We start from the raw sequence: 21,336 nt of genomic DNA on the forward strand, positions 1-21,336 counted from the left end.
CTCGCGCCGACGCGATGCGGCGGCGATCAGAAATCGATGCAGCGGCCGTTCTTTTCCCAGTCGCCGTAACGGGTGGGATCGAGACCGTCACGGCCCCCGATCTCGACCGCTGGCTCCGGCTCGGATGCCGGAACAGGCGTGACCGCCGGTTCCGACCGCGGCGTTGCCGCGTCGTCGCCTATGATGTCCGGGGTGATCATTCGTTCAATTTTAGTTCCCACACCCATGGTAAACAAGCCACATCCCCTGCCCGACGCGGATTTCGCCCTTTCCGGCCTGCATGTGCTGCGGCTGTCGGGCCGCGATGCGCTCGCATTCGCGCAGGCCCAGTTCATGAACGACGTGTCCACGCTCGCCGACGGCCAGTGGCAATGGAGCGGTTGGCTGACGCCCAAGGGCCGCCTCATCGCGCTGTTCGCGCTGCTGCGTCGTGACGCGCAGACGCTTGACCTGGTCCTACACGACGCGGACCCGACCCTGTTCGCCGATGCGCTGAAACGATTCGTATTCCGCAGCAAGGTCGCGATCGTGATGGCCGGCACGCCCGTCACCGGCCGGTTCGCCGCGCCGGTGGCTGCGCGCGGCGCCCAGGCCGCATTCGATGGCCAGACGGTGGAACTGGACCTGGGCGTACCGTCGCAACCGCGCACCTTGTGCCTGCAGCCAGACGCGCCGGATACGACCACGACGACTGCAGCCGATGCCGCGCCGCAGCCCGATGTCGAGGCCGATGCGTACTGGCACGCGATCGACCTGGCGCACGGGCTGCCGCGACTGGCCGCCAGCGAGTTTGACCGCTGGACGCCGCAGCAACTCTCGCTCGACCGCCTGCAGGCCTACAGCGTCAAGAAAGGCTGCTACCCGGGCCAGGAGATCGTGGCGCGGACGCATTTCCTGGGCCAGAGCAAACGTGGCCTGGTCGCGCTGCACGGTGCCCACACCGCACAGGCCGGGCAGGACGTCGCCGCCGACGGCGCGCCGGTCGGCCGGATCGTCGCAGTCTCAACGCAGGTCCAGCTTGCGGTGCTGCCGCTGGATCTGGGACCTGCGTCACTGGTCGTCGATGCGCATCCGGTGACCACCGTCGCACTCCACGACGGCCTGGCGCGCTGAATGATCTGCCCGCTTTTTGCTTCTATCCGCTTACCGGCGCAACGCACTGAGGCAAAGGCCCCGTCTTCTTCCATCCGAAGCCAGAGTCCATAGGTCTGCAGCAGCGGACTGACGGCCGGTGGCCGCGTCAAGCGCGCCATGGGTGAGTCCGCTCTGCTTGCGTGGCATGCCGCGCGGGTGGACGAACGCCCGGTGCGCGGCACCGGGCCGGACCGCTCCGCACCGCGGAGCGGGCGCGCACCCGAGTCAGGACAGGGTGAGCATGGATGGCTTGCGCGGCATGCCGCGCAGCCATGCGAACGCCACGCGTGCTTCGCGTGGCCGGACCGCGAGCGGTCCTGACCGAGGGAAGAGCGGCTTCCGGCTGACAGGCCGCTGCCTATCCGAAATGGGATTCCCATCCCGCACGTCGGAGAAGCCTCCCCCTTTTCATGCCATGTGCGGCTGCTATGCTCGGCCGCTGACAGGGCGCGCAAGCGCTGGGGAATGTCGAGGCAGTCGCCGGACCGGCTGCGGTCCGGTGGCAGGGGAACTGGAAAGCTCAAAGGGAATGTCATGAAGCGCACTATCTTGTCCGCGGCCTTCGCCGCGTCCGTCGTTTCGCTCGCATTGGCGGCCTGCTCGTCCACACCCGACGCGCAGGCACCGGCACCGCAGCCGCCCGCACCATCGAGCGCCTTCATCGAAAAGCTCGATGCAGACGGCCTGTTCGCATTCGGCAAGGCCGGCATCCACGACCTCAGCCCCGACGGGCGGGCCGCGCTCGATGCGATCGCCGCCCGGCTCTCGGGCAGCGCGCACCAACTGGACATCGTCCACGTCATCGGCCACAGCGACCGCATCGGCAACGCCAAGGGCAATCTGCGGCTGTCCAACCAGCGGGCCGAAGCGGTGCGCGCGTATCTGATCGAGCACGGCGTGCCGGCCGACCGGATCACCGCGGTCGGGCGCGGCGACGTGGAGCCGGTGGTCGAATGCCGCAGCGAGCGCGGTCAGGCCCTGATCGATTGCCTGGCACCGAACCGCCGCGTCGAGGTTCGGGCCCGCTTCACCGACTGATCCAACGCCCCGTATCAGCCGAAGGGCCGGCGCGTTGCGCCGGCCTTTTTTAGGATCAGGCCATCGCCGATGCGGCGGCGACGATGTCCGCCTCCGATGGAATCACCAGGAATGCGGCCCCGGCCAGCGGCGTGAACGTGTCGGCCCCGACCACCCGGCGCAGCGGCCGGTCGCCGAAGCCCGCCTCGGTGATCGCGGTCACGATGCCCTCGCCCACGCCGGCACTGCGCCGCCCCTCGTCGACCACCAACACCCGGTCGCATTCGGCCACGTGCCGGGCGATCGCGCCTTCGTTGAGCGGCAACAGCCAGCGCAGGTCGACCACGCGCACGCGCCAGCCGCGCTCGGCCTCGATCGTGCGTGCCGCACGCAGGCTCATCGGCACACCATTGCCGAACGTCAGCACCAGCAGATCGGTTGCCTCGGGTGCGTACACCCGTTCCTCGCCGAACGCCATCGCCTGGTCCGGCGGCGGATACGCGGTCAGCCAGCCGCCGTCGCCGGGCTCGTAAAGATCCTTGGTCATGTACAGCGCGATCGGCTCGAGGAACGCGCAGACCCGGCCGTCGACCTTCGCCAGCGCGGCCAGCGTGCGCAGCATCGTCGCCGCGTCATCGCCGCGCGACGGGCAGCCGACAACCAGGCCCGGGATGTCGCGCAGTGCGGTGATCGAATTGTCGTTGTGGAAGTGACCGCCGAAGCCGCGCTGATACCCCAGCGAGGCGATGCGCATGACCATCGGGTTGCGGTACTGGCCGTTGCTGAAGAACTGCAGGCTCGCCGCCTCGCCGCGGATCTGGTCGCCGGCGTTGTGGAAGTACGCCAGATACTGGATCTCGGGCAGCGGCAGCAGACCCATGTTGGCGTAGCCCTGCGCCAGCCCGAGCACGATCGTCTCGTCGAGCAGCGTGTTGAACACCCGGCGCGGGCCGAATGCCTTCTGAAGGCCCTTGGTGACGGTGTACACGCCGCCCTTCTGCGCCACGTCCTCGCCGAACAGCAGCGCTTCGGGATACTTGGCGAACAGGTCGTGCAATGCCTGGTTGATCTGGATCGCCAGGTGCCGCGGCGGCTGCGTCTCGGGCAGCTTGGCCTCGCCGCCGAACACGCCCGGGCGCGCGGCGGCGTGCTCATACCGCGTGGCCTCGGCCTGGACCTGGGCCGGCGAATACGGGGCCAACGGCTGCATGACCTCGGCCAGAGTCTCCAGCCGCGGCCGGCTGTCGGCGTCGTGCGCAGCCGCGAAGCAGCGCGCGCGCGTGTCCTCGTACAGTGCCAGCAGCGCATCGGCGCTCATCAGCCCCGACTCGAGTGCGATCGCGGCCGAACGCAGCAAGGGATCGGTGGCCTCGACCGCGCACAGTTCCTCGAGCGAGCGCCACTCGATCTCGAAGTCGGTTCCCGCATGGCCCATGATCCGGGTCGTGCGCAGGTGCAGGAAGGTCGGCCTGCGCGTGCGCCGGCAGTGCGCCACCGCGCGCTCGACCTCGCCGTAGCCCGAGGCCAGGTCCAGGCCGTCGGCGGCGAAGTAGTCCAGATCGGGGCGCTGAGCGAAGTTGCGCGCGATCCAGCCGTCCGGGGTCTTGACCGAAATGCCGATGCCGTTGTCCTCGCAGACGAACAGCACCGGCGCGGGAAGCTTCTGGTAGGCGGTCCAGGCTGCGGCGTTGAAGGCGGTCTGCGCGGTCGCGTGGTTGCTCGATGCATCGCCGAACGAGCACACGACGATGCTGTCGTCGGGCACCGGCAGCGCATGGCCGATGCGCCGTGCCTGCTCGATCGCGACCGCGGTGCCGAAGGCCTTGGGCAGATGCGAGGCGATGGTCGAGGTCTGCGGCAGCACCCACAGCGGCTTGCTGCCCCAGACCTTGTGGCGGCCGCCACTGGCGGGATCTTCGCGGCTGGCCGCGAACGACAGCGCCGAGTCCATCACCGGATCCATTCCGGGCAGCTTGCGGAAGCGCTCGGCCATGAAGCCGCCGCTGCGGTAATGCAAGAACGCCGGATCGGTATGCCGGGTCAGGCGCGCGACCATCGCATTGCCCTCGTGGCCACTGGACCCGATCGTGTAGAAGACCTTGTTCTGCACGCGCAGTACGCGCGCCATCAGGTCCAGGTGTCGGCTGATCAGCTGCGATTCCAGCAGTTCGACAAACCCGCGTGCATCCAGCGCACTGCCGGGCAGCACGGCGTCGGCATCGGCCGGACGTGCCTGCACTGGGCCACGCCAGTCACGGACGAATTGCTGGAAGTTCGCGTCGCAGATCTCGGCGCGGTTGAGGCCCTTCATGCGGGCGGGAATCGGGTTCGGGACGGTGGCGAACATGCGGTCGGGACCTACTGGCGGGATGCCGCGATCAGCGCGGCGTGTTCGGGCGCGGGTGCCGGCATGGCAACGAACCGCGGCGTCGCGCGCACGCGGGCCAGCCAGTCGCGCAGCGCCGGGTACGGCGACAGGTCGAATCCCCCGTCGCCGGCGGCATCGGTGTAAGGGAACAGGGCGATATCGGCAATGCCATAGCGCGGGCCGGTGAACCACGGATGCGCCGACAGGTGCGTCTCCATCACCGCCAGGGCCTGCGCGCCGCGTTCGTGCAGGCGCGGCAGTTCGGCGCGGCGCGGCGAATCGAGCGGCGTCCAACCACAGATGAAGCGAGCAACGGCGAGACAGGGTTCGTGACTGTACTGCTCGAAGAACATCCACGACAGCGCCTGTGCCCGCTGCCAGGCAGCGTCCGGCACGAACTCACTGCCCTCCGCCAGCCAGTGCAGGATCGCGTTCGACTCCACCAGCACGCGGCCGTCGTCGAGTTCCAGCATCGGCACCTTGCCGTTGGGATTCTTGGCGAGATAATCCGGGGTGCGGGTCGCGCCGCGGCTACTGTCGGTCTCGATCCAGCGATACGGACGGCCGAGCTGTTCGAGCAGCAGCCGCAGCTTGTGGCAATTGCCCGATGGCGAGTAGCCGTAGATCGCGGTCATGCAAAGCGCTTTCGGTGCTCGTGCCATTGCGCGCGCGTCTGGCCCCAGATCTCGATCGGGTGGTCCTCGAACGGGGCCGGGAGCCGGCCCGGCCCGCGGCAGACAGCGCCCAGCCGCCGGGCGACATTCTGCGACGCCAGGTTCGCCGGATCGATGCAGTGGATGATGTCGTCCCAGTGCAGTGCCTCGAATGCCCAGTCGATGGCGGCGACCGCCGCTTCCGCGGCATAGCCCTGGCCCCAGGCATCGGGATGGAACGCGTAGCCGATCTCGTTGCCCGGCCAGCCCTCCGGACGCCAGGGCCCGAGTTGGCCGAGCCAGCGCCCGCCCGCCCGCTCGAGGACCGAGAACATGCCGAAGCCCTGCAGCAACCAGGCGCCGGGCTGCTGCAGGAACTTGCGCCATGCGGCCGCGCGCGGCTGGCAACCGCCGATGTAGCGTGCCGCGTTCTCGTCGGCCAGCAGTTCGGCGTAGCGGTCGAAATCCTCGGCCTTGGGCAGGCGCAGGATCAGGCGTTCGGTTTCGAGGATCGGCGCGGCAGCGGATGACGGCATCGTGGGCATTGTGCAGGTCTCAAAGACTGCCGGCCTTCTCGATCACGAGGATGCGCGCCTCGCCGATCGGATGGGCGACATGCGCGTCGCCCGGCCCGGCATGGAACAGGTCGCCGGCTTCCAGCACGACCGCGTGTTCGGCCTCGCCCTGGCGATAGCGCATCTCCACACGGCCGTCGAGCACGGCGAAGACTTCCTCGCCGTCGTTGACATGCCACTGGTAGGGACGATCGGTCCAGTGCAGACGGACGGTGGCGCCCTCGATGGCGGCGACATCCAATGCGCCCCACGCGCTGTCGGCGGTGAACTCGCGCGATCGAATCGTGCGCATGGTCAGAACGCGTTGATACCCGTCAACTCGCGCCCCACAACGAGCTGGTGCACGGTCTCGGTGCCTTCGTAGGTGATGACCGACTCGAGGTTGAGCGCATGACGGATCGGCGAGTGCTCGGTCGTGATGCCGGCGCCGCCCAGCAGATCGCGCGCTTCGCGGGCGATGTCGATCGCCATGCGGCAATTGTTCCACTTCGCCAGCGAAACCTGGGTCGGCTGCATCTTGCCGGCATCCTTCAGACGGCCGAGCTGCAACGACAGCAACTGCGCGCTGGTGATCCGGCGCGCCCAGTCGGCAAGCTTGATCTGCGCGCTCTGGGTCGCGGCCACCGGGCGATCGAACAGGATGCGTTCCTTGGAATACCCCAGCGCCTCGTCCAGGCACGCGATCGCCGCGCCGATCGGCCCCCAGGTGATGCCGTAGCGCGCCTGGGTCAGGCAGCCCAGCGGGCCCTTGAGTCCCTTGACGTTCGGCAGGCGGTTGGCATCGGGCACGCGCACATCGTCGAAGTACAGCGCGCTGGTGACCGAGGCACGCAGGCTCATCTTGTGCTTGATCTCCTGCGCCGTGAAGCCGGCGAAGTCCTTCTCCACGACGAAGCCCTGGATGCCGTCGTCGGTCTTCGCCCAGACGATCGCGATGTCGGCCAGGTTGCCGTTGGTGATCCACATCTTGGCGCCGTTGAGGATCCAGTCGCCGCCATCGCGGCGCGCATGGGTCTTCATGTTCGCCGGGTCCGAGCCGCCGTGGGGCTCGGTCAGGCCAAAGCAACCGATGACCCGGCCGGCCGCCATGTCGGGCAGCCAGCGGCGGCGCTGTTCCTCGCTGCCGTAGGCATAGATCGGATACATGCACAGCGAGGATTGCACGCTGGCAAAGCTGCGCAGGCCGCTGTCGCCGCGCTCGAGTTCCTGGCAGATCAGGCCGTAGCTGACCGCGTTGAGGCCCGCGCAGCCGTACTCGGTCGGCAGCGTGGCGCCGAGCAGGCCGAGTTCGGCCATCTCGGGAATCAGTTCGGTCGGAAACCGCGCCTCGTCGAAGCAGGCGCCGATGATCGGCAGCACACGCTCGTCGGTGAAGCGGGCGACGGCGTCCTGGACCGCGCGCTCGTCTTCATCGAGCAGCGAACGCACGTCGTACAGATCGTAGGGATGCAGGGCCATGGCGGTCCGGTCTGGGCGGGATGCCGGCCATTGTAGCGATCCGCGCGCCGGCGTCGTCGGGGCCTCACGCAGGAAGGCCGGCAATGTGCCGGCCTTCCTGCAAGATAGCGATGGCGCGGTTGCTCAGCCGCGCGCGGGCACGTCGTCGAGCGCTGCGGTCATCACCCGGCCGTTGAGCACCGGCAGGCGCTCGCCCGGGGCTTCGCGCATGCGCAGCGTGTGCTCGGTGCCCTCGTAGCGATAGGTGACGTCGTAGCCGACCGTCTTTTCCTCGTCGCCCAGCAGGATCCGGTTACCCGGCTTGCTGTCGGTGCGCATCGAGCCGGTGGTGCCGTCGGGATTGCGATAGGTCACGTTGTAGGCGACCACGCGCGAGGACTGCGACGAGTCCTGCACCGTGCGGCACTGACGATCGACACGTTCGACAACACGGCCGCCGACATGGTTGCGGTCGATCCGGTTGCCGATGAAGCCGCCGGCGGTCGCGCCGGCCGCGGTCGCGAGCTTGCGCCCATTGCCGCCGCCGACCTGGTTGCCCACCAGACCGCCGACCAGCGCGCCGACCACGGTCCCGCCGACGTTGCCGTCGCGCTCGGGCAGACGGTCTTGCACCACCACGTCCTCGCAGACCTGGCGCGGCGAGGTCGAGGTCATCGTCTCGCGGATCGGCTCGCTGCCCAGCACGGTCGCATAGACCTGCTCGGTCTCGGTGACCGGGCGGGTCGCCACGACGTCGGCGTAGTCGAGCTTGTCCTCGACGCGCTTGTCCTCGGCGCCTGCAGTCGTATCGCCCGCGACCGATGCCCCCGCGCCATCGCGGCTGTTGTGGTACGCGCCGACGGCCACGCCCCCTACCAGCAGAGACGCCAGCGCAATCGCGATCGTGTTGCTCTTCATGGGATCTCCTTGCGGCCATCGGCCTGTACGTCGTGACAGTGATTGCACCATTGCCAAGCTGAACAGGCACACGAACAAGGCCGACTCAGGCTGACCGGGCGCTAAACCGGGAGGTCTGCAGGCCGTGCTAGCGTGTGCCGCATCCCGCCCCCCTCGCGAGGCCCACGATGCCCAGTCCCTTCACCGTGCCGCTCGTGTCGTGGCTGTCCCGGTTGAGTCACCCGCGCCTGTTCGTGGTCGTGGCCATTCTGTTCGGCATCAATCTGGTCATCCCCGATCCGATCATCCTGATCGACGAAGTCCTGCTGGGGCTGGCGACGGTCGCCCTGGCCCGGCGCAAGCGCACGCCCGATGCGCCGACACACGCCGATCCGCGTCCGCCGATCGATGGCCAGGCGCGCCGCCCTTGAGGCTGGTCGACAGCCACTGTCATCTCGACGCACCGCAGTTCAACGACGACCGTGCGGCGGTCTTGGCGCGTGCGCGCGCGGCGGGCGTCTTGCAGCAAGTGGTGCCGGCCATCGCCCGCGCCGGATGGCCGGGCTTGCGCGCGGTCTGCGCCGAAGACGCGGGCCTGTTCCCGGCCTACGGACTGCACCCGATGTTTCTGGCCGAACACCAGCCTGACGACCTGGACGCCCTGGCCGACTGGATCGTGCGCGAGCGACCGGTGGCGGTGGGCGAATGCGGCCTGGACCATTTCGTCGACGGGCTCGACCGCCAGGCTCAGGCGCATTATTTCGAAGGCCAGTTGCGCCTGGCGCATGCCCACGACCTGCCGGTGATCGTGCACGCACGGCGTGCGGTCGATGCGGTGATCGCCGCGCTCAAACGGTATGACGGCCTGCGCGGCGTGGTGCACAGCTTCGGCGGCAGCGCCGAACAGGCGCGCCAGCTGTGGCAGCGCGGTTTCATGATCGGACTCGGCGGGCCGTTGACCTACGACCGCGCCCGTCGCCTGCACCGATTGGCCGCGACGATGCCGATCGAACACCTGTTGCTCGAGACCGATGCGCCCGACCAGCCCGACAGCGCCCACCGCGGCCAGCGCAACGAGCCTGCACGCCTGGTCCACGTACTGGAGGCGGTCGCGCGCCTGCGCGGCGAACCGCCGGAGATCGTGGCCGCACACACACGTGACAATGCCGCGCGGCTGTTCGGCCTGTCGCCGCTTTAACCGCTGCGCCGATCAGGCAGCGGCATCGGCCGCCGGCCGCAGCAGCAGTTCCAGCGCCTTGCCGGCCGCGGCGAACGCGAACGCGCCGGTGATGTGCGTGGCCGCGCCCAGGCCGCTGCCACAGTCGAGATTGAGTGCGGCGTCGGGCCCCAACTGCGGACGGAGGCCACAGACACTGCCGTCGGCCTGCGGATAGCGCACGTTCTCCAGCGAATAGATCGCCGGCACACCGAAGTAGCGCTTGGGGCCCTTGGGAAAATTGAACTCGGCGCGCAGCTTCTTGCGGATCAGCGCGAGCATCGCGTCATGCTCGGTGCGCGAGAGGTCGCGCACGCGCACCAGCGTCGGGTCGATGCGACCACCGGCAGCGCCCACCGTGATCACCGGGAGCTTGCGCCGTCGACACCAGGCGATCAGCTCGACCTTGCTGCGGAAACTGTCGCAGGCATCGATCACCAGGTCGTAGCCCCGTCCCAGCATCGCCTCGAGGTTAGCCGGGGTCACGAAGTCCTCCAGCGCATGCACCGTCATGCCCGGATGGATCGCCAGGCAGCGCTCGGCCATGACCCGGGCCTTGTTGCGCCCGTACTGGCCCTCGAGCGCCGGCAACTGCCGATTGGTGTTGGACACGCACAGATCGTCGGCATCGATCAGCGTCAGCGTGCCGACGCCGCTGCGCGCGAGCGCCTCGGCCACCCACGAGCCGACCCCGCCCAGCCCGACCACCGCGACGTGCCGCTGCAACAGGCGCGCGACCGCGCCCTGCCCGTACAGGCGTTCGATTCCGGCAAAGCGGGCGCGTGCGTGTTCGTCCATGGTGTGCATTCTACCGGGCGCCCTGCCCCGCCGGCCGCCCATGCTAAGGTCGCGCCGCCTTTTTCCACCGCCAGGAGCGCACGATGCCGACGCCCGAGCCCTCGTCTTCCGCGCGCACGCCGCCATCGGCGGCCGCACGCTATGCGGTGGTGTTCGTCCTGGGCCTGGTGGTCGGGGTGTTCGCGCTCGTGGTCGTGCTGCGCGCGCTCGAGAGCCGGCGCGATTGGCAGGACCACTATCCCGGTGCGTTGATGCGGCTCTACCAGGCCCACATGGCGGGCCTGCAGACGGCGATCGACACGGGCCGCTGCCCATCGGCCGACAGCACGGCCCATCTGCGCGCGCTACGCCTGTTGTCCGATGATCTGGAACCGGCGTTTCCCGAGCTGCGCGACCATCGCGGTTTCAGCGCGCATGCCGACGCGGCGCGACGCGCCCTCGATACAGCCCTCGCCACGCCGCCGAGCGATTGCGCCGAGCTGCGCGTCGCGGTCGATGCGGTCGGTGAGACCTGCAGCGGGTGCCACCGGGATCTGCGCTGAGTCCTGAATACGGGTCTGAATCGAGGCTGGACGTCCGCCTCGGTCGCGTCGTTGGACGCGACGAATTGCTGCCTCATTCACGTCGCCCCGCATAGCGTTGGCGACGTCGGGCAGCGGGCCCGCTCACGCTAGGAGATCCCATGAAATCTCGTCTGATCGGTACCGCAGCGGTCGCCGTCTCGTTGGCACTCGCCGGCTGCGCGTCCTCGCCCGGTTATTCCGATTACGGCCGTTACGATGGCTACGGCAGCGGTTATGGCGGCGGTTATCGTGGTGAGTGCTACGACTGCGGCACCGTGACCCGCATCGAGGTGGTCGGTGGCGACCGTGGCCCGAATGTCGCCGGACCGCTGATCGGCGGCATCGTCGGCGCGGTGGCGGCCAAGGAACTCGCACGACACAACACCGACAGTCACGGTCGCCGGAATGTCGCGATCGGCGCCGGTGCGGTCGGCGGTGCGGTGGCCGGCAACGCGATCCAGAATCGAGTCGAGGGCGCGCGTCATTTCAATGTGCATGTGCGCATGCAGGACGGCCGCACCATCGTGCTCAGTCAGGGCGATCTGGACGGCATCCGCGAAGGCTCGCCGGTCCGCGTCCAGAATGGACGCGCCTACGCCTACTGACCCGCGGTGCGCTTGTTCGGCGGGCGACTGTGTGTCTACCCGAAGTCAGGTTGCCAATACCCGCAGCAGCGGCCTGCCAGCCGGTGGCTGCGTCGAGCGCGCCATGGGTGAGTCCACTCTGCTTGCGCGGCATGCCGCGCGAGTGGATGAACGCCCGGCGCGCTGCGCCGGGCCGGACCGATTCGCGAAGCGGAGCGGGCGTGCGCCCGAGTCAGGACAGGATGTCCTGACCGAGGGAGGAGCGGCTTCCGGCTGGCAGGCCGCTGCCCATCCGAAGTGCGCCGCATTTCCGAATAAGAAAAGGACATAAAAAAACCCGGCCATTGGCCGGGTTTTTCTTGAAGCATCGCAGCTGGTCAGAGCGGCGTCACGGCGTCGGCCTGCAGGCCCTTCTGGCCCTGGACGACGGTGAAGCTGACCTTCTGGCCTTCCTGCAGGCTCTTGAAGCCCGTGCCCTGGATGGCGCGGAAATGCACGAAAACGTCTTCGCCGCTTTCACGGCTGATGAATCCGAATCCCTTGGCATCGTTGAACCACTTCACGGTACCGGTCTCGCGCTCTGCCATGTTGCTCTCTCTCCCTGAAACTGTTCGATGTATCGAGCGATTACGCCTGTCGGGCGGCTGGTTGCAAGGAGAACACGGGTGCGACGATGCAGCGGACCGGTGGAACGAGCCAGCGACTTGATGCAGGGTCACGATTCACGGTGACCTTGACAAACACAGCGCCTGCAAAGTAACCCGGCATTTATGAAAATGCAATCGCCCCCCAAAGGCCCGTTCCAGGTGCCCATGGCCCCCGATCCAGCGGGGCGCACATGGACATAAGTGTGCCGCTTTACCTGCTCGCCGGCCTGCTGGTGGCCATCGGCCTGGCCGGGGTCGTGCTGCCGGCCCTGCCCGGCCTGCCGCTGGTATTCGCGGGTCTGCTGACGGCGGCCTGGGCGGACGATTTCCAGCGCGTGGGTGCGATGCCGCTCGTCGTGCTGGGGCTGTTGACCGCGGTCTCGTTCGCGGTGGACTTCTGGGCCACCGCGGTCGGCGCCAAACGTGTGGGCGCCAGTCCGCTGGCGTTGCTGGGCACGGTGGTCGGTACCTTCGTCGGTCTGTTCTTCGGCCTGCCGGGCCTATTCGCCGGCCCCTTCGTCGGCGCGGTGGTGGGCGAGTTGATCAGCCGCCGCACTCTGTATCCTGCCGGCCTCGGCCATGCGGCCAAGGTCGGCATCGGCACGTGGCTGGGCATCGCGCTGGGCGTGGCGCTGAAACTCGCATTGGCGGTCTCGATGCTGGCGATCTTCGCATTCGCTTGGTGGTTCTGAGGCCACAATCCCCCGATGACCGATCACCCCCATACTGCCTCCCTGCCGCCCCGTCGCGGGCGATTCCTCGGCCTGTCGGCCGTCCTGCTGCTGGCACTCATGGCCGGCCTCGTTGCCGGGCCAAGCCTGGCCGCACCGAGCGCGCCGCCGAGCGCAGCGCCGGCCGCATCGGCAGCCGCCGATCCCGGCGCGGCCGCCGGCGCTCAAGCGGTCGATGCCCCACCGCCAAGCGCGGCGCAAGCGTTCGAGGAGGCCGACGTGCGCGGTCGTTTCGACGCGGTGTACGACGAAACCGTCAACCGTTTCATGCGCCTGCTCGCGAACCTGCCGTTGCTGCTGGCCGCGCTGGTGGTCGTGGCACTCGCCGCATGGCTGGGCCGCGTGGTCTCCCAGCGCCTGCATTGGCTGCACCTGCGCACGCGTAACCCCTATCTCGACAGCCTGCTGCGTCGCATGGTGCAGGCCGCGATCCTGCTATTGGGCATCGTGATCGCACTGGACCTGCTCAACGCGACCGCGGTGATCGGTGTGGTGTTCGGCTCGGCCGGCGTGCTGGGCATCGCGATGGGCTTCGCGTTCAAGGACATCGCCGAGAACTACATCGCCGGCATCCTGTTGAGCCTGCGCCGGCCGTTCGAGCCGGGCGAGACCGTCAAGATCGACAGCTACGAGGGCAGGGTCGCCTCGTTGAGCGCACGCGCGATGGTGCTGGTCACCGCCGAAGGCAACGAGCTGCGCCTGCCCAATGCGTTGGTGTTCAAGGCCGTGATCCTCAACTACAGCAGCAACCCGCGCCGTCGCTTCGATTTTGCGATGAACATCGACGCCAGCCATTCGATCCGCCAGGCGCAGGCGATCGGTCTGGCCGAGATCGCCGCGATCGATGACGTGCTCACCGATCCCGGTCCGTCGTGGACACTGGTCGAGTTCGGCCCCTCGGGCAGCGTGCTGCGTTTCTTCGGCTGGGTGGACCAGCGCAAGAGCGACCTGGGCAAGACCCGCGGCGAGGCGATCCGCCGGGTCAAGGGCGCCTTCTGGCGCGCCGGCATCCAGGGCCCGCGCAGCACCACCCACGTCGTCCTCACGCGGGACACGGACGCGCCCCCCGATCATCACGACATCGAACCGGCGACCAGCGTCGGCGTCGACACCTCGGTCAACCGCGACATCGACGAGCACGTCGCCGAAGTCGTCAATGCCGATCCCCAGAACCTGCTGATCGCAAAGGACGCCCCGCAATGAATGTCCGTCTCGCCCTGCTCCCGGCCGCGCTCGCGAGCCTGTCCACGCACGCCCTGGCGCAGGCGCCATCGGTCGCACCGTCGGCCCCCGCCAGCCTGGAGGCCTGCCTGGCGGTCGAGCAGGACGCGCAGCGTCTGGCGTGCTACGACGCCTTTGCCAGCCGCCAGGCGCCGCCGACGCCGCAGGCCGACGTCACCGCCGAGCGCGCGCGCGAGCTGCGCCGCGATCCGGCCGCGCTTGCCGAGGTGCTGTCGGCCGAACCGGCCAGCCGCAACCTCTACGCGCGCGACACCACCCGCGGCCTGGAGGACGCCATCGCCAACGCGGGCCAGGGCTCGCTGCTCGACAGCCGCTGGGAACTGGCCAAGGACTCCAAGCTGGGCATCTTCAACCTGCGTGCCTACAAGCCGCTGTATCTGCTGCCGGTGTTCTGGACTTCGGACGTCAACCGCACGCCCAGCTCGCCCAATCCGGCCAATACGGTCACCGACCCGATCGCGCTCGACAGCACCGAGGCCAAGTTCCAGATCAGCTTCAAGACCAAGGCGGTCGAGAACCTGTTCGGCAACAATGGCGACATCTGGATGGGCTACACCCAGAGCTCGCGCTGGCAGGTCTACAACAGCGAGGCCTCGCGCCCGTTCCGCGAGACCAACTACGAGCCCGAGATCCTGATGGTCTTCCGCAACAACTATGGCCTGCCGGGCGGCTGGCGCGGGCGCATGACCGGGATTGGCATCAATCACCAGTCCAACGGCCGCGGCGACCCGCTGTCGCGCAGTTGGAACCGGGTGATGTTCAACTTCGGCTTCGACCGGCAGAACTGGGCGCTGACCGCGCGGCCGTGGATCGTGCTCGGCGAAGGCAGCGACAGCGACAACCCCGATATCGCCGACTACATGGGGCGCGGCGACCTGACCCTGAGCCACGTCCGCGACGGCCACCAGTTCACGCTGATGGCCCGGCATTCGCTGCGCGGCGGCGACCGCTCGCACGGCGCGCTGCAGTTCGACTGGGGCTTTCCGATCCACCGCAACTTCCGCGGCCATCTGCAGGTGTTCGACGGCTACGGCGAAAGCCTGATCGACTACAACCACAAGGCCACCTATGTCGGCCTTGGCATCTCGTTGATGGACTGGTTCTGACTGGGACGGCGCGGGCGCCCGGCCCGCGCCGCCAGGCGTCGCGGCGCGCCGATCCCGGGCTTGCGGTGCCACCGCGGCAAGCGGCTATGATCGGCTCGCCCGCGGCGCTGCCGCATGCCAGGATCCGCGCATGGAGGCCGCTGCCACCCCGCCCCCGCCGCAAGACGCTGCCCCTGTCGCGCGTCCGCGCCGCTCGTTCTTCGCCTACGCATCGGCGCTGCTGGGCCTGCTGAGCGTCTTTGGCGTCGTCTGCTTCCATTTTCCCGAGTTGCTGACCAGCAAGGAGTTCCGCGCGGTCTACGACGAGGGCTTCGCGCGCAATCTGTTGCTGATCGGCCTGGTCGCGGCATTCGTGCTGGGGACGCTGGCGATCCTGCGCGACCGCAACAAGCGCATCGCCACGATCGGCGTCGCCAGTGCGACGCTGGCGGTGCTGCTGGGCGGCACCAATGTGCAGTTCGATGCCATCGGCCACACGCCCTACTCCCTGGGCCTGGACTGGTTCGTGATTTCGCTGTTCTTCTCGGCACTGGTGTTCGTCCCGCTGGAGCACTACCTGGGCAAGCGTCGTGTCTCGCCGCTGCGCCCGGGCTGGCGCACCGACCTGACGTACTTCTTCATGAGCCATGTGCTGGTGCAGTTCATCCTGATCCTGGTCACGGCTTCGACCTCCACGATCGCGAATTTCGCCGCGTTCCCGGCGCTCGAGCGGGCGATCCAATCGCTGCCGGTGTGGGCGCAGTTCCTGATCGCGGTGTTCGTGGCCGACATGGCCCAGGCGCTGCTGCACCGCGCCTACCACAACATCCCCTGGCTCTGGCGCTTCCACGCGGTGCATCACTCCAGCCGCCAGATGGACTGGCTGGCCGGCTCGCGGATCCATTTCGTCGAGATCGTGCTCACGCGCAGCGTCGTGCTGCTGCCGTTGCTGGTGCTCGGCTTCTCGACCGCGGCGGTCAACGCCTACGTCATTCTGGTCGGCCTGCAGGCGGTCGTCGCCCATGCCAACATCGGCGTGCGCTTCGGCTGGCTGGAGTACGTCCTGGTGCTGCCGCGCTATCACCACTGGCACCACGCCCGTGAGCAGGACTATATCGACGTCAACTACGCGATCCATCTGCCGCTGGTCGACATGCTGATGGGCACGTTCAAGCTGCCGCGCGAGCGCGATGCCTGGCCGCAGGAGTACGGCGTGATGAAGCTCGAGACGGTGCCGCGCGGCATCGTCAGCCAGCATCTGATGCCATTCCGTCGGCGCAAGACCTTCGACGACTACGTCGACTGAGCGGGCTGGCCGCCTGCGTAAACGCAAACGGCGCCCGCAGGCGCCGTCCGATCCGCTGTCGCGTTGTCGCCGATCACACGACTTCGAGCGGGATGCCGGCGATCTTGGCCTTCCAGGTCCGCGGGCCGGTCTCGTGCACCGATTCGCCGTTCGCATCCACGGCTACCGTCACCGGCATGTCCTTGACCTCGAACTCGTAGATCGCTTCCATGCCCAGGTCCTCGAACGCGACGACGCGGCTGGCCTTGATCGCCTTGGACACCAGATAGGCCGAGCCGCCGACCGCCATCAGGTACACCGCGCGGTTGTCGCGGATCGCCTCGATCGCGGCCGGGCCGCGCTCGGCCTTGCCGACCATGCCCAGCAGGCCGGTCTGCTCGAGCATCTGCCGGGTGAACTTGTCCATGCGCGTGGCGGTGGTCGGTCCGGCCGGGCCGACGACCTCTTCGCGGACCGGGTCGACCGGGCCGACGTAGTAGATGAAGCGGTTGGTGAAGTCCACCGGCAGCGTCTCGCCGCGGTTGAGCATGTCGACCATGCGCTTGTGGGCGGCGTCGCGCCCGGTGAGCAGCTTACCGTTGAGCAGCACCACCTCGCCGGGCCGGAAGCTGGCGACCTCCTCGCGGGTGATCGTGTCCAGGTCGACCCGGCGCGCGTTGCGCGGGTTGTAGGTGAGCTCGGGCCAGTCGGCGAGCGACGGCGGGTCGAGGGTCACCGGGCCGCTGCCGTCGAGGGTGAAGTGCGCGTGCCGGGTCGCCGCGCAGTTGGGGATCAACGCCACCGGCAGGTTCGCCGCGTGGGTCGGGTAATCCTTGATCTTGATGTCGAGCACGGTGGTCAGGCCGCCGAGTCCCTGTGCGCCGATGCCCAGCGCGTTGACCTTCTGATAGAGCTCGACGCGCAGTTCCTCGATCCGGTTCGACGGGCCGCGCGCGATCAGGTCCTGGATGTCGATCGGCTCCATCAGCGATTCCTTGGCCAGTAGCATCGCCTTCTCGGCGGTACCGCCGATGCCGATGCCGAGCATGCCCGGCGGACACCAGCCCGCGCCCATCGTCGGCACGGTCTTGAGCACCCAGTCGACGATCGAGTCGGACGGATTGAGCATCGCGAACTTGGACTTGGCCTCCGAGCCGCCGCCCTTGGCGGCCACGATCACCTCGACCGTGTTGCCGGGCACGACCTTGACGTTGACCACGGCCGGCGTGTTGTCGCGGGTGTTGCGGCGCGCGCCGGCCGGATCGGCCAGCACGCTGGCGCGCAGCTTGTTGTCGGGGTCGTTGTAGGCGCGGCGTACGCCCTCGTTGACCATGTCCTCGACGCCCATCGTGGCATCGTCCCAGCGCACCTGCATGCCGATCGCAAGGAACACGGTCACGATGCCGGTGTCCTGACAGATCGGGCGGTGGCCCTCGGCGCACATGCGCGAGTTGATCAGGATCTGCGCCATCGCATCCTTCGCCGCGGGCGAGGCCTCGCGCTCGTAGGCATCGGCGAGATTGCGGATGTAATCGACCGGGTGGTAGTAGCTGATGTATTGCAGCGCATCGGCGACCGACTGGATCAGGTCGTCCTGGCGGATCGACACGGGCGCGCCCGACGGCGCGGCATGCGGGGAGTGGCTTGCGGACACGGCTGGCTCGAGGCTGGCGGAAAACCCGCCCATTCTAGGCCTTCCGACCGGCCGCGGCAGCCGACCGCACACATGGCCGGCGCAACGACCCGACCCCGCGCGGCGCCAATCCGCCAGGCGTATCCTTGTCGGCTTCCGGCCGCCGCCCGCGGCTGGCGCCGATCCACCACGTCCCTGTTCTGATGACCGACACCCCGAACGACCCCGCCGCCGCGCTGCGCAGCCGCCTCGACGCGGTGCGCGCGCGCATCCACGATGCCTGCCATGCCGCCGGACGCGACCCGGCGCAGGTGCGCCTGCTGCCGGTCAGCAAGACCGTCGACGAGACGCGGCTGCGCCTGGCGCATGCAATCGGCCTGCGCGAACTGGGCGAGAACAAGGTGCAGGAAGCGCTGGGCAAGGCCGAGGCGATGGCCGATCTCGACGACCTGCGCTGGGTGCTGATCGGCCATCTGCAGACCAACAAGGCCAAGTATGTCGCGCGCTTTGCCAGCGAGTTCCAGGCGCTCGACAGCCTGCGGGTCGCCGAGGCGCTCGACCGCCAGTTGCAGGCCAAGGGACGCGCGCTGGACGTGCTGGTCCAGGTCAACACCTCGGCCGAGCCGAGCAAGTTCGGCCTGGCGCCCGACGAGGTCGCAGGCTTCGTGCGGCAACTGGGTGCGTTCTCGTCGCTGCGCGTGCGCGGCCTGATGACGCTGGCCTTGTTCTCGCCCGATCCGGCACGGGTGCGCCCCTGCTTTGTGCGCCTGCGCACGTTGCGCGACCGGCTGCGCCAGGAGGCGCCGGCGGGTGTGGCGATGGACGAGTTGTCGATGGGCATGTCCGGCGACTTTGCGCTGGCGATTGCCGAGGGCGCGACCACGGTGCGCGTGGGCACGGCGATCTTCGGCGACCGCGGCCTGCCCGACAGCCATTACTGGCCGGGGCTCGCCTCCTCGGCGCAGACCCGATGAGCGCCCTGCTCCATGCGCCGCCGGTCGGCACACGCATCATCGACGTGGTGTCGGTGCAGTCGCAGGTCGTCTACGGCAGTGTCGGCAACAGCATTGCGGTGCCGGTGCTGCAGGCGCTCGGGCTGCAGGTGGCGCCGGTGCCGACCGTGGTGTTCGGCAACACGCCGCACTATCCGACGATGCATGGCGCGCCGTTGCCGCTGGACTGGTTCGAGGGCCTGCTCGAGGACCTGGAGGCGCGCGAGGTGGTCACCCGCGCGCGGCATCTGCTGGTGGGGTATCTGGGCTCGCCGGCCCAGGGCCTGGCGCTGGCAGCCTGGCTGGACCGCATGCGCGTGCGCAATCCGGCGCTGCGGATGCAGATCGACCCGGTCATCGGCGACCACGACACCGGCATTTACACCGATCCGGCGCTGGTCCCGGTCTGGCGCGATCACCTGCTGCCGCGCGCCCATGGTCTGACCCCGAACCATTTCGAACTCGAACAGCTCTGCGGCCGCTCACTGCGCACGCTCGACGACTGCGCCCAGGCTGCGGCCGGTCTGCTCGGCCCGGTCACCGAATGGGTCGTGGTGACCAGCGCCGCGCCCGAGACCTGCCCGCCCGGCGTGGTGCAGGTGCTCGCGGTCTCGGCGCAGGGCTGGGAGACGTTCGAGCACCCCGCGGTCGCGCATGCGGTCAAGGGCACTGGCGACATGTTCGCCGCGCTGGTCGGCGGCCGGATGATGACCGGCGCTGCGCTCGGCGATGCCGTGCGCCGCGCCTGCGACGACGTGGTCGCGGTGCTGCGGCATGTCCAGGCGCAGGGCTGGCAGGAACTGGCGCTGCCGCGCGAGATCGGACGACGCCTGGGCTGAGCCCGGCGCGGGCAGCGCTGACCCAGGTCAAGGCGCTGCCGGCATGCGCGGCGCACAGTCGTGCACCGCCTCCCGGACGCCGCCGCCATGCGCATTCGCCTCGATCTGCGTGACCTGCCGCCGCCCGAGCCGATGGAACGCATCCTCGACGCGTTGGCCACACTGTCGCCCGGGCATTGGCTGGACGCCTCCACGCCCATGCGTCCCGTGCCGCTGTGGGCGTTGCTCGCGCGCGACGGGTTTGCGTGGCGTCTGCTGCACGAGGCGCCGGGCCATGCGCGCATGGCGATCTGGCGACAGGCCGATGCCGCAGCCGCAGCCGCAAGCGCCGCGTTCGCACCACCGTGACCGCACTCGACCTGGCGCAGGCGCCGCCGCCTGCGCGCCCATTGCGCTGGCTGCTGAGCGCGCCACTGTGGGGCTTGGCTGCAGGCGTCGGTGTGCTGGTGCTGGGCGACGCCGCGTTCACCAGCCGATGGGCCCCGCAGACCGTCGCGCTGGTGCACGCGTTCACCCTCGGCGTGCTCGGCAACGCGATGCTCGGCAGCCTGTTGCAGTTCCTGCCGGTCGCCGCGGGCGTGCCGATACCGCTGCAGCGCTCGACCGCGTGGCTGCACGTCGCATTCAACACCGGACTGGTGCTGTTCGTCGCCGGACTGCTGCTGCCCACGCCCGCGCTGCTGGGCCTGGCCGCCCTGTTGCTCGCCGCGCCGCCGTTGGCGTTCGCGACCGCCGCATTGCCGGGCCTGCTGCGACGCGGCGCGTTGCGGGCGTTGCGCGGCGGCATTGCGCTGTCGCTGCTGGCGCTGGCGGTCACGGTCTGCCTGGGCGGCCTACTGGTGGCGACGCTGCGCGGCGATCTGACGCTGGCGCTGCCGCCGCTGGCCGACCTCCATGCCGCGACTGGCGTGCTGGGCTGGGTGTTGGGCCTGATGGCCGCGGTCGGCAGCGTGGTGCTGCCGATGTTCCAGGGCACGACCACGATCGCATCCCGCTGGCTGCTCGGCTGGTGCGTCGCGGTCGGCATGGCGCTGGTCGCAGGCGCTGTGCTGCGCATGGCGCTCGATACGCAGGTTGGGCTTGCTGTCGCGGCCGCGTCGCCGGCGCTGGCCTTCGTCGCGGTCTCGCTGGGGTTGCCGGCGCGCGCGCCGCGGCGGCGCAATCCGGTCTTGGTGGCGTTCTGGCGCTGCGGCACTTTAACGACCGGCGCGGCCTGTGCGCTGGCGCCGCTGGTCGCGGCCGACCTGCTGCCGCCGGCCGCGGGCCTGCTCGCCGGCGCCCTCGGGCTCGGTGTCGGGTTGCCGATGATGCTCTCAGGGATGCTGCTGGAGATCGTCGCGTTCCTGGCCTGGCTGGAGGTCCGCGCGGCATGCCCGCGTGGTGTGCGCGTGCCGGGAACCGCTCAACTGTTGCCCGATCGCTGGAAGGCGGCCGCGCTCGGCGCGCACCTGATGTGCGCGGTGGCGCTCCCGGCTGCCGTGCTGTGGCCCCGAGCGGCGCCCGCCGCCGGCCTCGCGTTGCTGGCCGCGCATGGCGCAACGCTTGCCTGCGCGCTCCGCTGCGCACGACATGCACGCCGATTCGCACGCACCGCGATCCGCAGCCTCTGAGCGCTCGGCGGCCGCCGAACACGCCTTGAT

24 protein-coding genes are annotated in these 21,336 nt (G+C 69.2%); 14 read left to right on the forward strand and 10 right to left on the reverse strand.

The window, feature by feature from the left end; genetic code table 11:
- Positions 1 to 26: 26 nt before the first annotated feature.
- Entirely contained in the window at positions 27 to 200 is a 174-nt protein-coding gene (locus FHW73_RS17405; protein ID WP_255492626.1) for a DUF1674 domain-containing protein, read from the reverse strand.
- 25 nt (positions 201 to 225) lie between these two features.
- On the opposite strand from FHW73_RS17405, the gene FHW73_RS03830 reads away from it, so the two are divergent.
- A complete protein-coding gene (locus FHW73_RS03830; protein ID WP_183425401.1) occupies positions 226 to 1,113 on the forward strand; it encodes a folate-binding protein YgfZ in 888 nt (295 codons plus the stop codon).
- Between the two features lie 555 nt (positions 1,114 to 1,668).
- Positions 1,669 to 2,172, forward strand: coding sequence for an OmpA family protein (locus FHW73_RS03835; protein ID WP_183425402.1), 504 nt, complete (start codon positions 1,669 to 1,671; stop codon positions 2,170 to 2,172).
- A gap of 55 nt (positions 2,173 to 2,227) precedes the next feature.
- Here FHW73_RS03835 and FHW73_RS03840 read toward each other — a convergent pair whose 3' ends face one another.
- From FHW73_RS03840 to FHW73_RS03865, 6 genes are all read right to left on the reverse strand, one after another.
- Positions 2,228 to 4,498 (reverse strand): thiamine pyrophosphate-dependent enzyme, encoded by a 2,271-nt coding sequence (locus FHW73_RS03840; RefSeq protein ID WP_183425403.1) that lies wholly within the window; start codon positions 4,496 to 4,498, stop codon positions 2,228 to 2,230.
- 11 nt (positions 4,499 to 4,509) lie between these two features.
- The gene (locus FHW73_RS03845; protein WP_183425404.1) at positions 4,510 to 5,154 is read right to left on the reverse strand and encodes a glutathione S-transferase family protein; all 645 of its coding nucleotides are present in this window, start codon (positions 5,152 to 5,154) and stop codon (positions 4,510 to 4,512) included.
- Positions 5,151 to 5,708, reverse strand: coding sequence for a GNAT family N-acetyltransferase (locus tag FHW73_RS03850; protein WP_183425405.1), 558 nt, complete (start codon positions 5,706 to 5,708; stop codon positions 5,151 to 5,153). The genes FHW73_RS03845 and FHW73_RS03850 overlap by 4 nt, the downstream gene beginning before the upstream one ends.
- 19 nt (positions 5,709 to 5,727) lie before the next feature.
- Positions 5,728 to 6,039: a cupin domain-containing protein gene (locus FHW73_RS03855; protein ID WP_183425406.1), complete on the reverse strand. Its 312-nt coding sequence runs from the start codon at positions 6,037 to 6,039 to the stop codon at positions 5,728 to 5,730.
- Positions 6,040 to 6,041: 2 nt separating this feature from the next.
- Positions 6,042 to 7,205 (reverse strand): acyl-CoA dehydrogenase family protein, encoded by a 1,164-nt coding sequence (locus FHW73_RS03860; RefSeq protein ID WP_183425407.1) that lies wholly within the window; start codon positions 7,203 to 7,205, stop codon positions 6,042 to 6,044.
- A 123-nt stretch (positions 7,206 to 7,328) separates the two neighbouring features.
- Entirely contained in the window at positions 7,329 to 8,102 is a 774-nt protein-coding gene (locus tag FHW73_RS03865) for a glycine zipper 2TM domain-containing protein (RefSeq protein WP_183425408.1), read from the reverse strand.
- A 167-nt stretch (positions 8,103 to 8,269) separates the two neighbouring features.
- On the opposite strand from FHW73_RS03865, the gene FHW73_RS03870 reads away from it, so the two are divergent.
- Positions 8,270 to 8,512: a DUF6116 family protein gene (locus FHW73_RS03870; RefSeq protein WP_183425409.1), complete on the forward strand. Its 243-nt coding sequence runs from the start codon at positions 8,270 to 8,272 to the stop codon at positions 8,510 to 8,512.
- Complete coding sequence (locus FHW73_RS03875) at positions 8,509 to 9,279, forward strand: TatD family hydrolase (protein ID WP_183425410.1); 771 nt, start codon at positions 8,509 to 8,511, stop codon at positions 9,277 to 9,279. The genes FHW73_RS03870 and FHW73_RS03875 overlap by 4 nt, the downstream gene beginning before the upstream one ends.
- Positions 9,280 to 9,291: 12 nt before the next feature.
- Here the strand turns inward: FHW73_RS03875 and FHW73_RS03880 are convergent, their stop codons facing one another.
- Complete coding sequence (locus tag FHW73_RS03880; protein WP_183425411.1) at positions 9,292 to 10,095, reverse strand: tRNA threonylcarbamoyladenosine dehydratase; 804 nt, start codon at positions 10,093 to 10,095, stop codon at positions 9,292 to 9,294.
- 83 nt (positions 10,096 to 10,178) lie between these two features.
- Between FHW73_RS03880 and FHW73_RS03885 the strand changes: the two genes are divergently transcribed.
- Both FHW73_RS03885 and FHW73_RS03890 read left to right on the forward strand, forming a co-directional pair.
- Positions 10,179 to 10,637 carry a cytochrome c gene (locus tag FHW73_RS03885; protein WP_183425412.1) on the forward strand — a complete coding sequence of 153 codons (459 nt, stop codon included), beginning with the start codon at positions 10,179 to 10,181 and terminating at the stop codon, positions 10,635 to 10,637.
- Positions 10,638 to 10,777: 140 nt separating this feature from the next.
- On the forward strand, positions 10,778 to 11,263 hold the full coding sequence (locus tag FHW73_RS03890; protein ID WP_183425413.1) for a peptidoglycan-associated outer membrane lipoprotein precursor: 486 nt from the start codon (positions 10,778 to 10,780) through the stop codon (positions 11,261 to 11,263).
- Positions 11,264 to 11,619: 356 nt separating this feature from the next.
- On the opposite strand, the gene FHW73_RS03895 is transcribed toward FHW73_RS03890, so the two are convergent.
- Positions 11,620 to 11,829, reverse strand: coding sequence for a cold-shock protein (locus tag FHW73_RS03895; RefSeq protein WP_047135804.1), 210 nt, complete (start codon positions 11,827 to 11,829; stop codon positions 11,620 to 11,622).
- A gap of 251 nt (positions 11,830 to 12,080) precedes the next feature.
- Between FHW73_RS03895 and FHW73_RS03900 the strand changes: the two genes are divergently transcribed.
- The 4 genes from FHW73_RS03900 to FHW73_RS03915 all read left to right on the forward strand — a co-directional run bounded on the left by FHW73_RS03900 (position 12,081) and on the right by FHW73_RS03915 (position 16,253).
- A complete protein-coding gene (locus FHW73_RS03900; protein ID WP_183425414.1) occupies positions 12,081 to 12,581 on the forward strand; it encodes a DUF456 domain-containing protein in 501 nt (166 codons plus the stop codon).
- A gap of 15 nt (positions 12,582 to 12,596) precedes the next feature.
- A complete protein-coding gene (locus FHW73_RS03905) occupies positions 12,597 to 13,823 on the forward strand; it encodes a mechanosensitive ion channel domain-containing protein (protein ID WP_183425415.1) in 1,227 nt (408 codons plus the stop codon).
- The gene (locus FHW73_RS03910) at positions 13,820 to 14,968 is read left to right on the forward strand and encodes a phospholipase A (RefSeq protein WP_183425416.1); all 1,149 of its coding nucleotides are present in this window, start codon (positions 13,820 to 13,822) and stop codon (positions 14,966 to 14,968) included. The genes FHW73_RS03905 and FHW73_RS03910 overlap by 4 nt, the downstream gene beginning before the upstream one ends.
- A 130-nt stretch (positions 14,969 to 15,098) precedes the next feature.
- Positions 15,099 to 16,253, forward strand: a complete 1,155-nt coding sequence (locus FHW73_RS03915) for a sterol desaturase family protein (RefSeq protein WP_183425417.1) — start codon at positions 15,099 to 15,101, stop codon at positions 16,251 to 16,253.
- Positions 16,254 to 16,326: 73 nt separating this feature from the next.
- Here the strand turns inward: FHW73_RS03915 and FHW73_RS03920 are convergent, their stop codons facing one another.
- Complete coding sequence (locus FHW73_RS03920; RefSeq protein WP_183425963.1) at positions 16,327 to 17,841, reverse strand: fumarate hydratase; 1,515 nt, start codon at positions 17,839 to 17,841, stop codon at positions 16,327 to 16,329.
- Positions 17,842 to 18,068: 227 nt separating this feature from the next.
- Here FHW73_RS03920 and FHW73_RS03925 point away from each other — a divergent pair, with 227 nt between their 5' ends.
- The 4 genes from FHW73_RS03925 to FHW73_RS03940 all read left to right on the forward strand — a co-directional run bounded on the left by FHW73_RS03925 (position 18,069) and on the right by FHW73_RS03940 (position 21,306).
- The gene (locus FHW73_RS03925) at positions 18,069 to 18,839 is read left to right on the forward strand and encodes a YggS family pyridoxal phosphate-dependent enzyme (RefSeq protein WP_183425418.1); all 771 of its coding nucleotides are present in this window, start codon (positions 18,069 to 18,071) and stop codon (positions 18,837 to 18,839) included.
- The gene (gene pdxK, locus FHW73_RS03930; protein ID WP_183425419.1) at positions 18,836 to 19,696 is read left to right on the forward strand and encodes a pyridoxine/pyridoxal/pyridoxamine kinase; all 861 of its coding nucleotides are present in this window, start codon (positions 18,836 to 18,838) and stop codon (positions 19,694 to 19,696) included. Before FHW73_RS03925 ends, pdxK begins: the two co-directional genes overlap by 4 nt.
- 87 nt (positions 19,697 to 19,783) lie before the next feature.
- Positions 19,784 to 20,044, forward strand: coding sequence for a DUF2249 domain-containing protein (locus FHW73_RS03935; protein ID WP_183425420.1), 261 nt, complete (start codon positions 19,784 to 19,786; stop codon positions 20,042 to 20,044).
- A complete protein-coding gene (locus FHW73_RS03940) occupies positions 20,041 to 21,306 on the forward strand; it encodes a hypothetical protein (RefSeq protein WP_183425421.1) in 1,266 nt (421 codons plus the stop codon). Before FHW73_RS03935 ends, FHW73_RS03940 begins: the two co-directional genes overlap by 4 nt.
- The last annotated feature ends 30 nt before the right edge of the window (positions 21,307 to 21,336 follow it).

Source organism: Luteimonas sp. RC10, from assembly GCF_014192745.1.
Classification (GTDB): Bacteria; Pseudomonadota; Gammaproteobacteria; order Xanthomonadales; family Xanthomonadaceae; genus Luteimonas.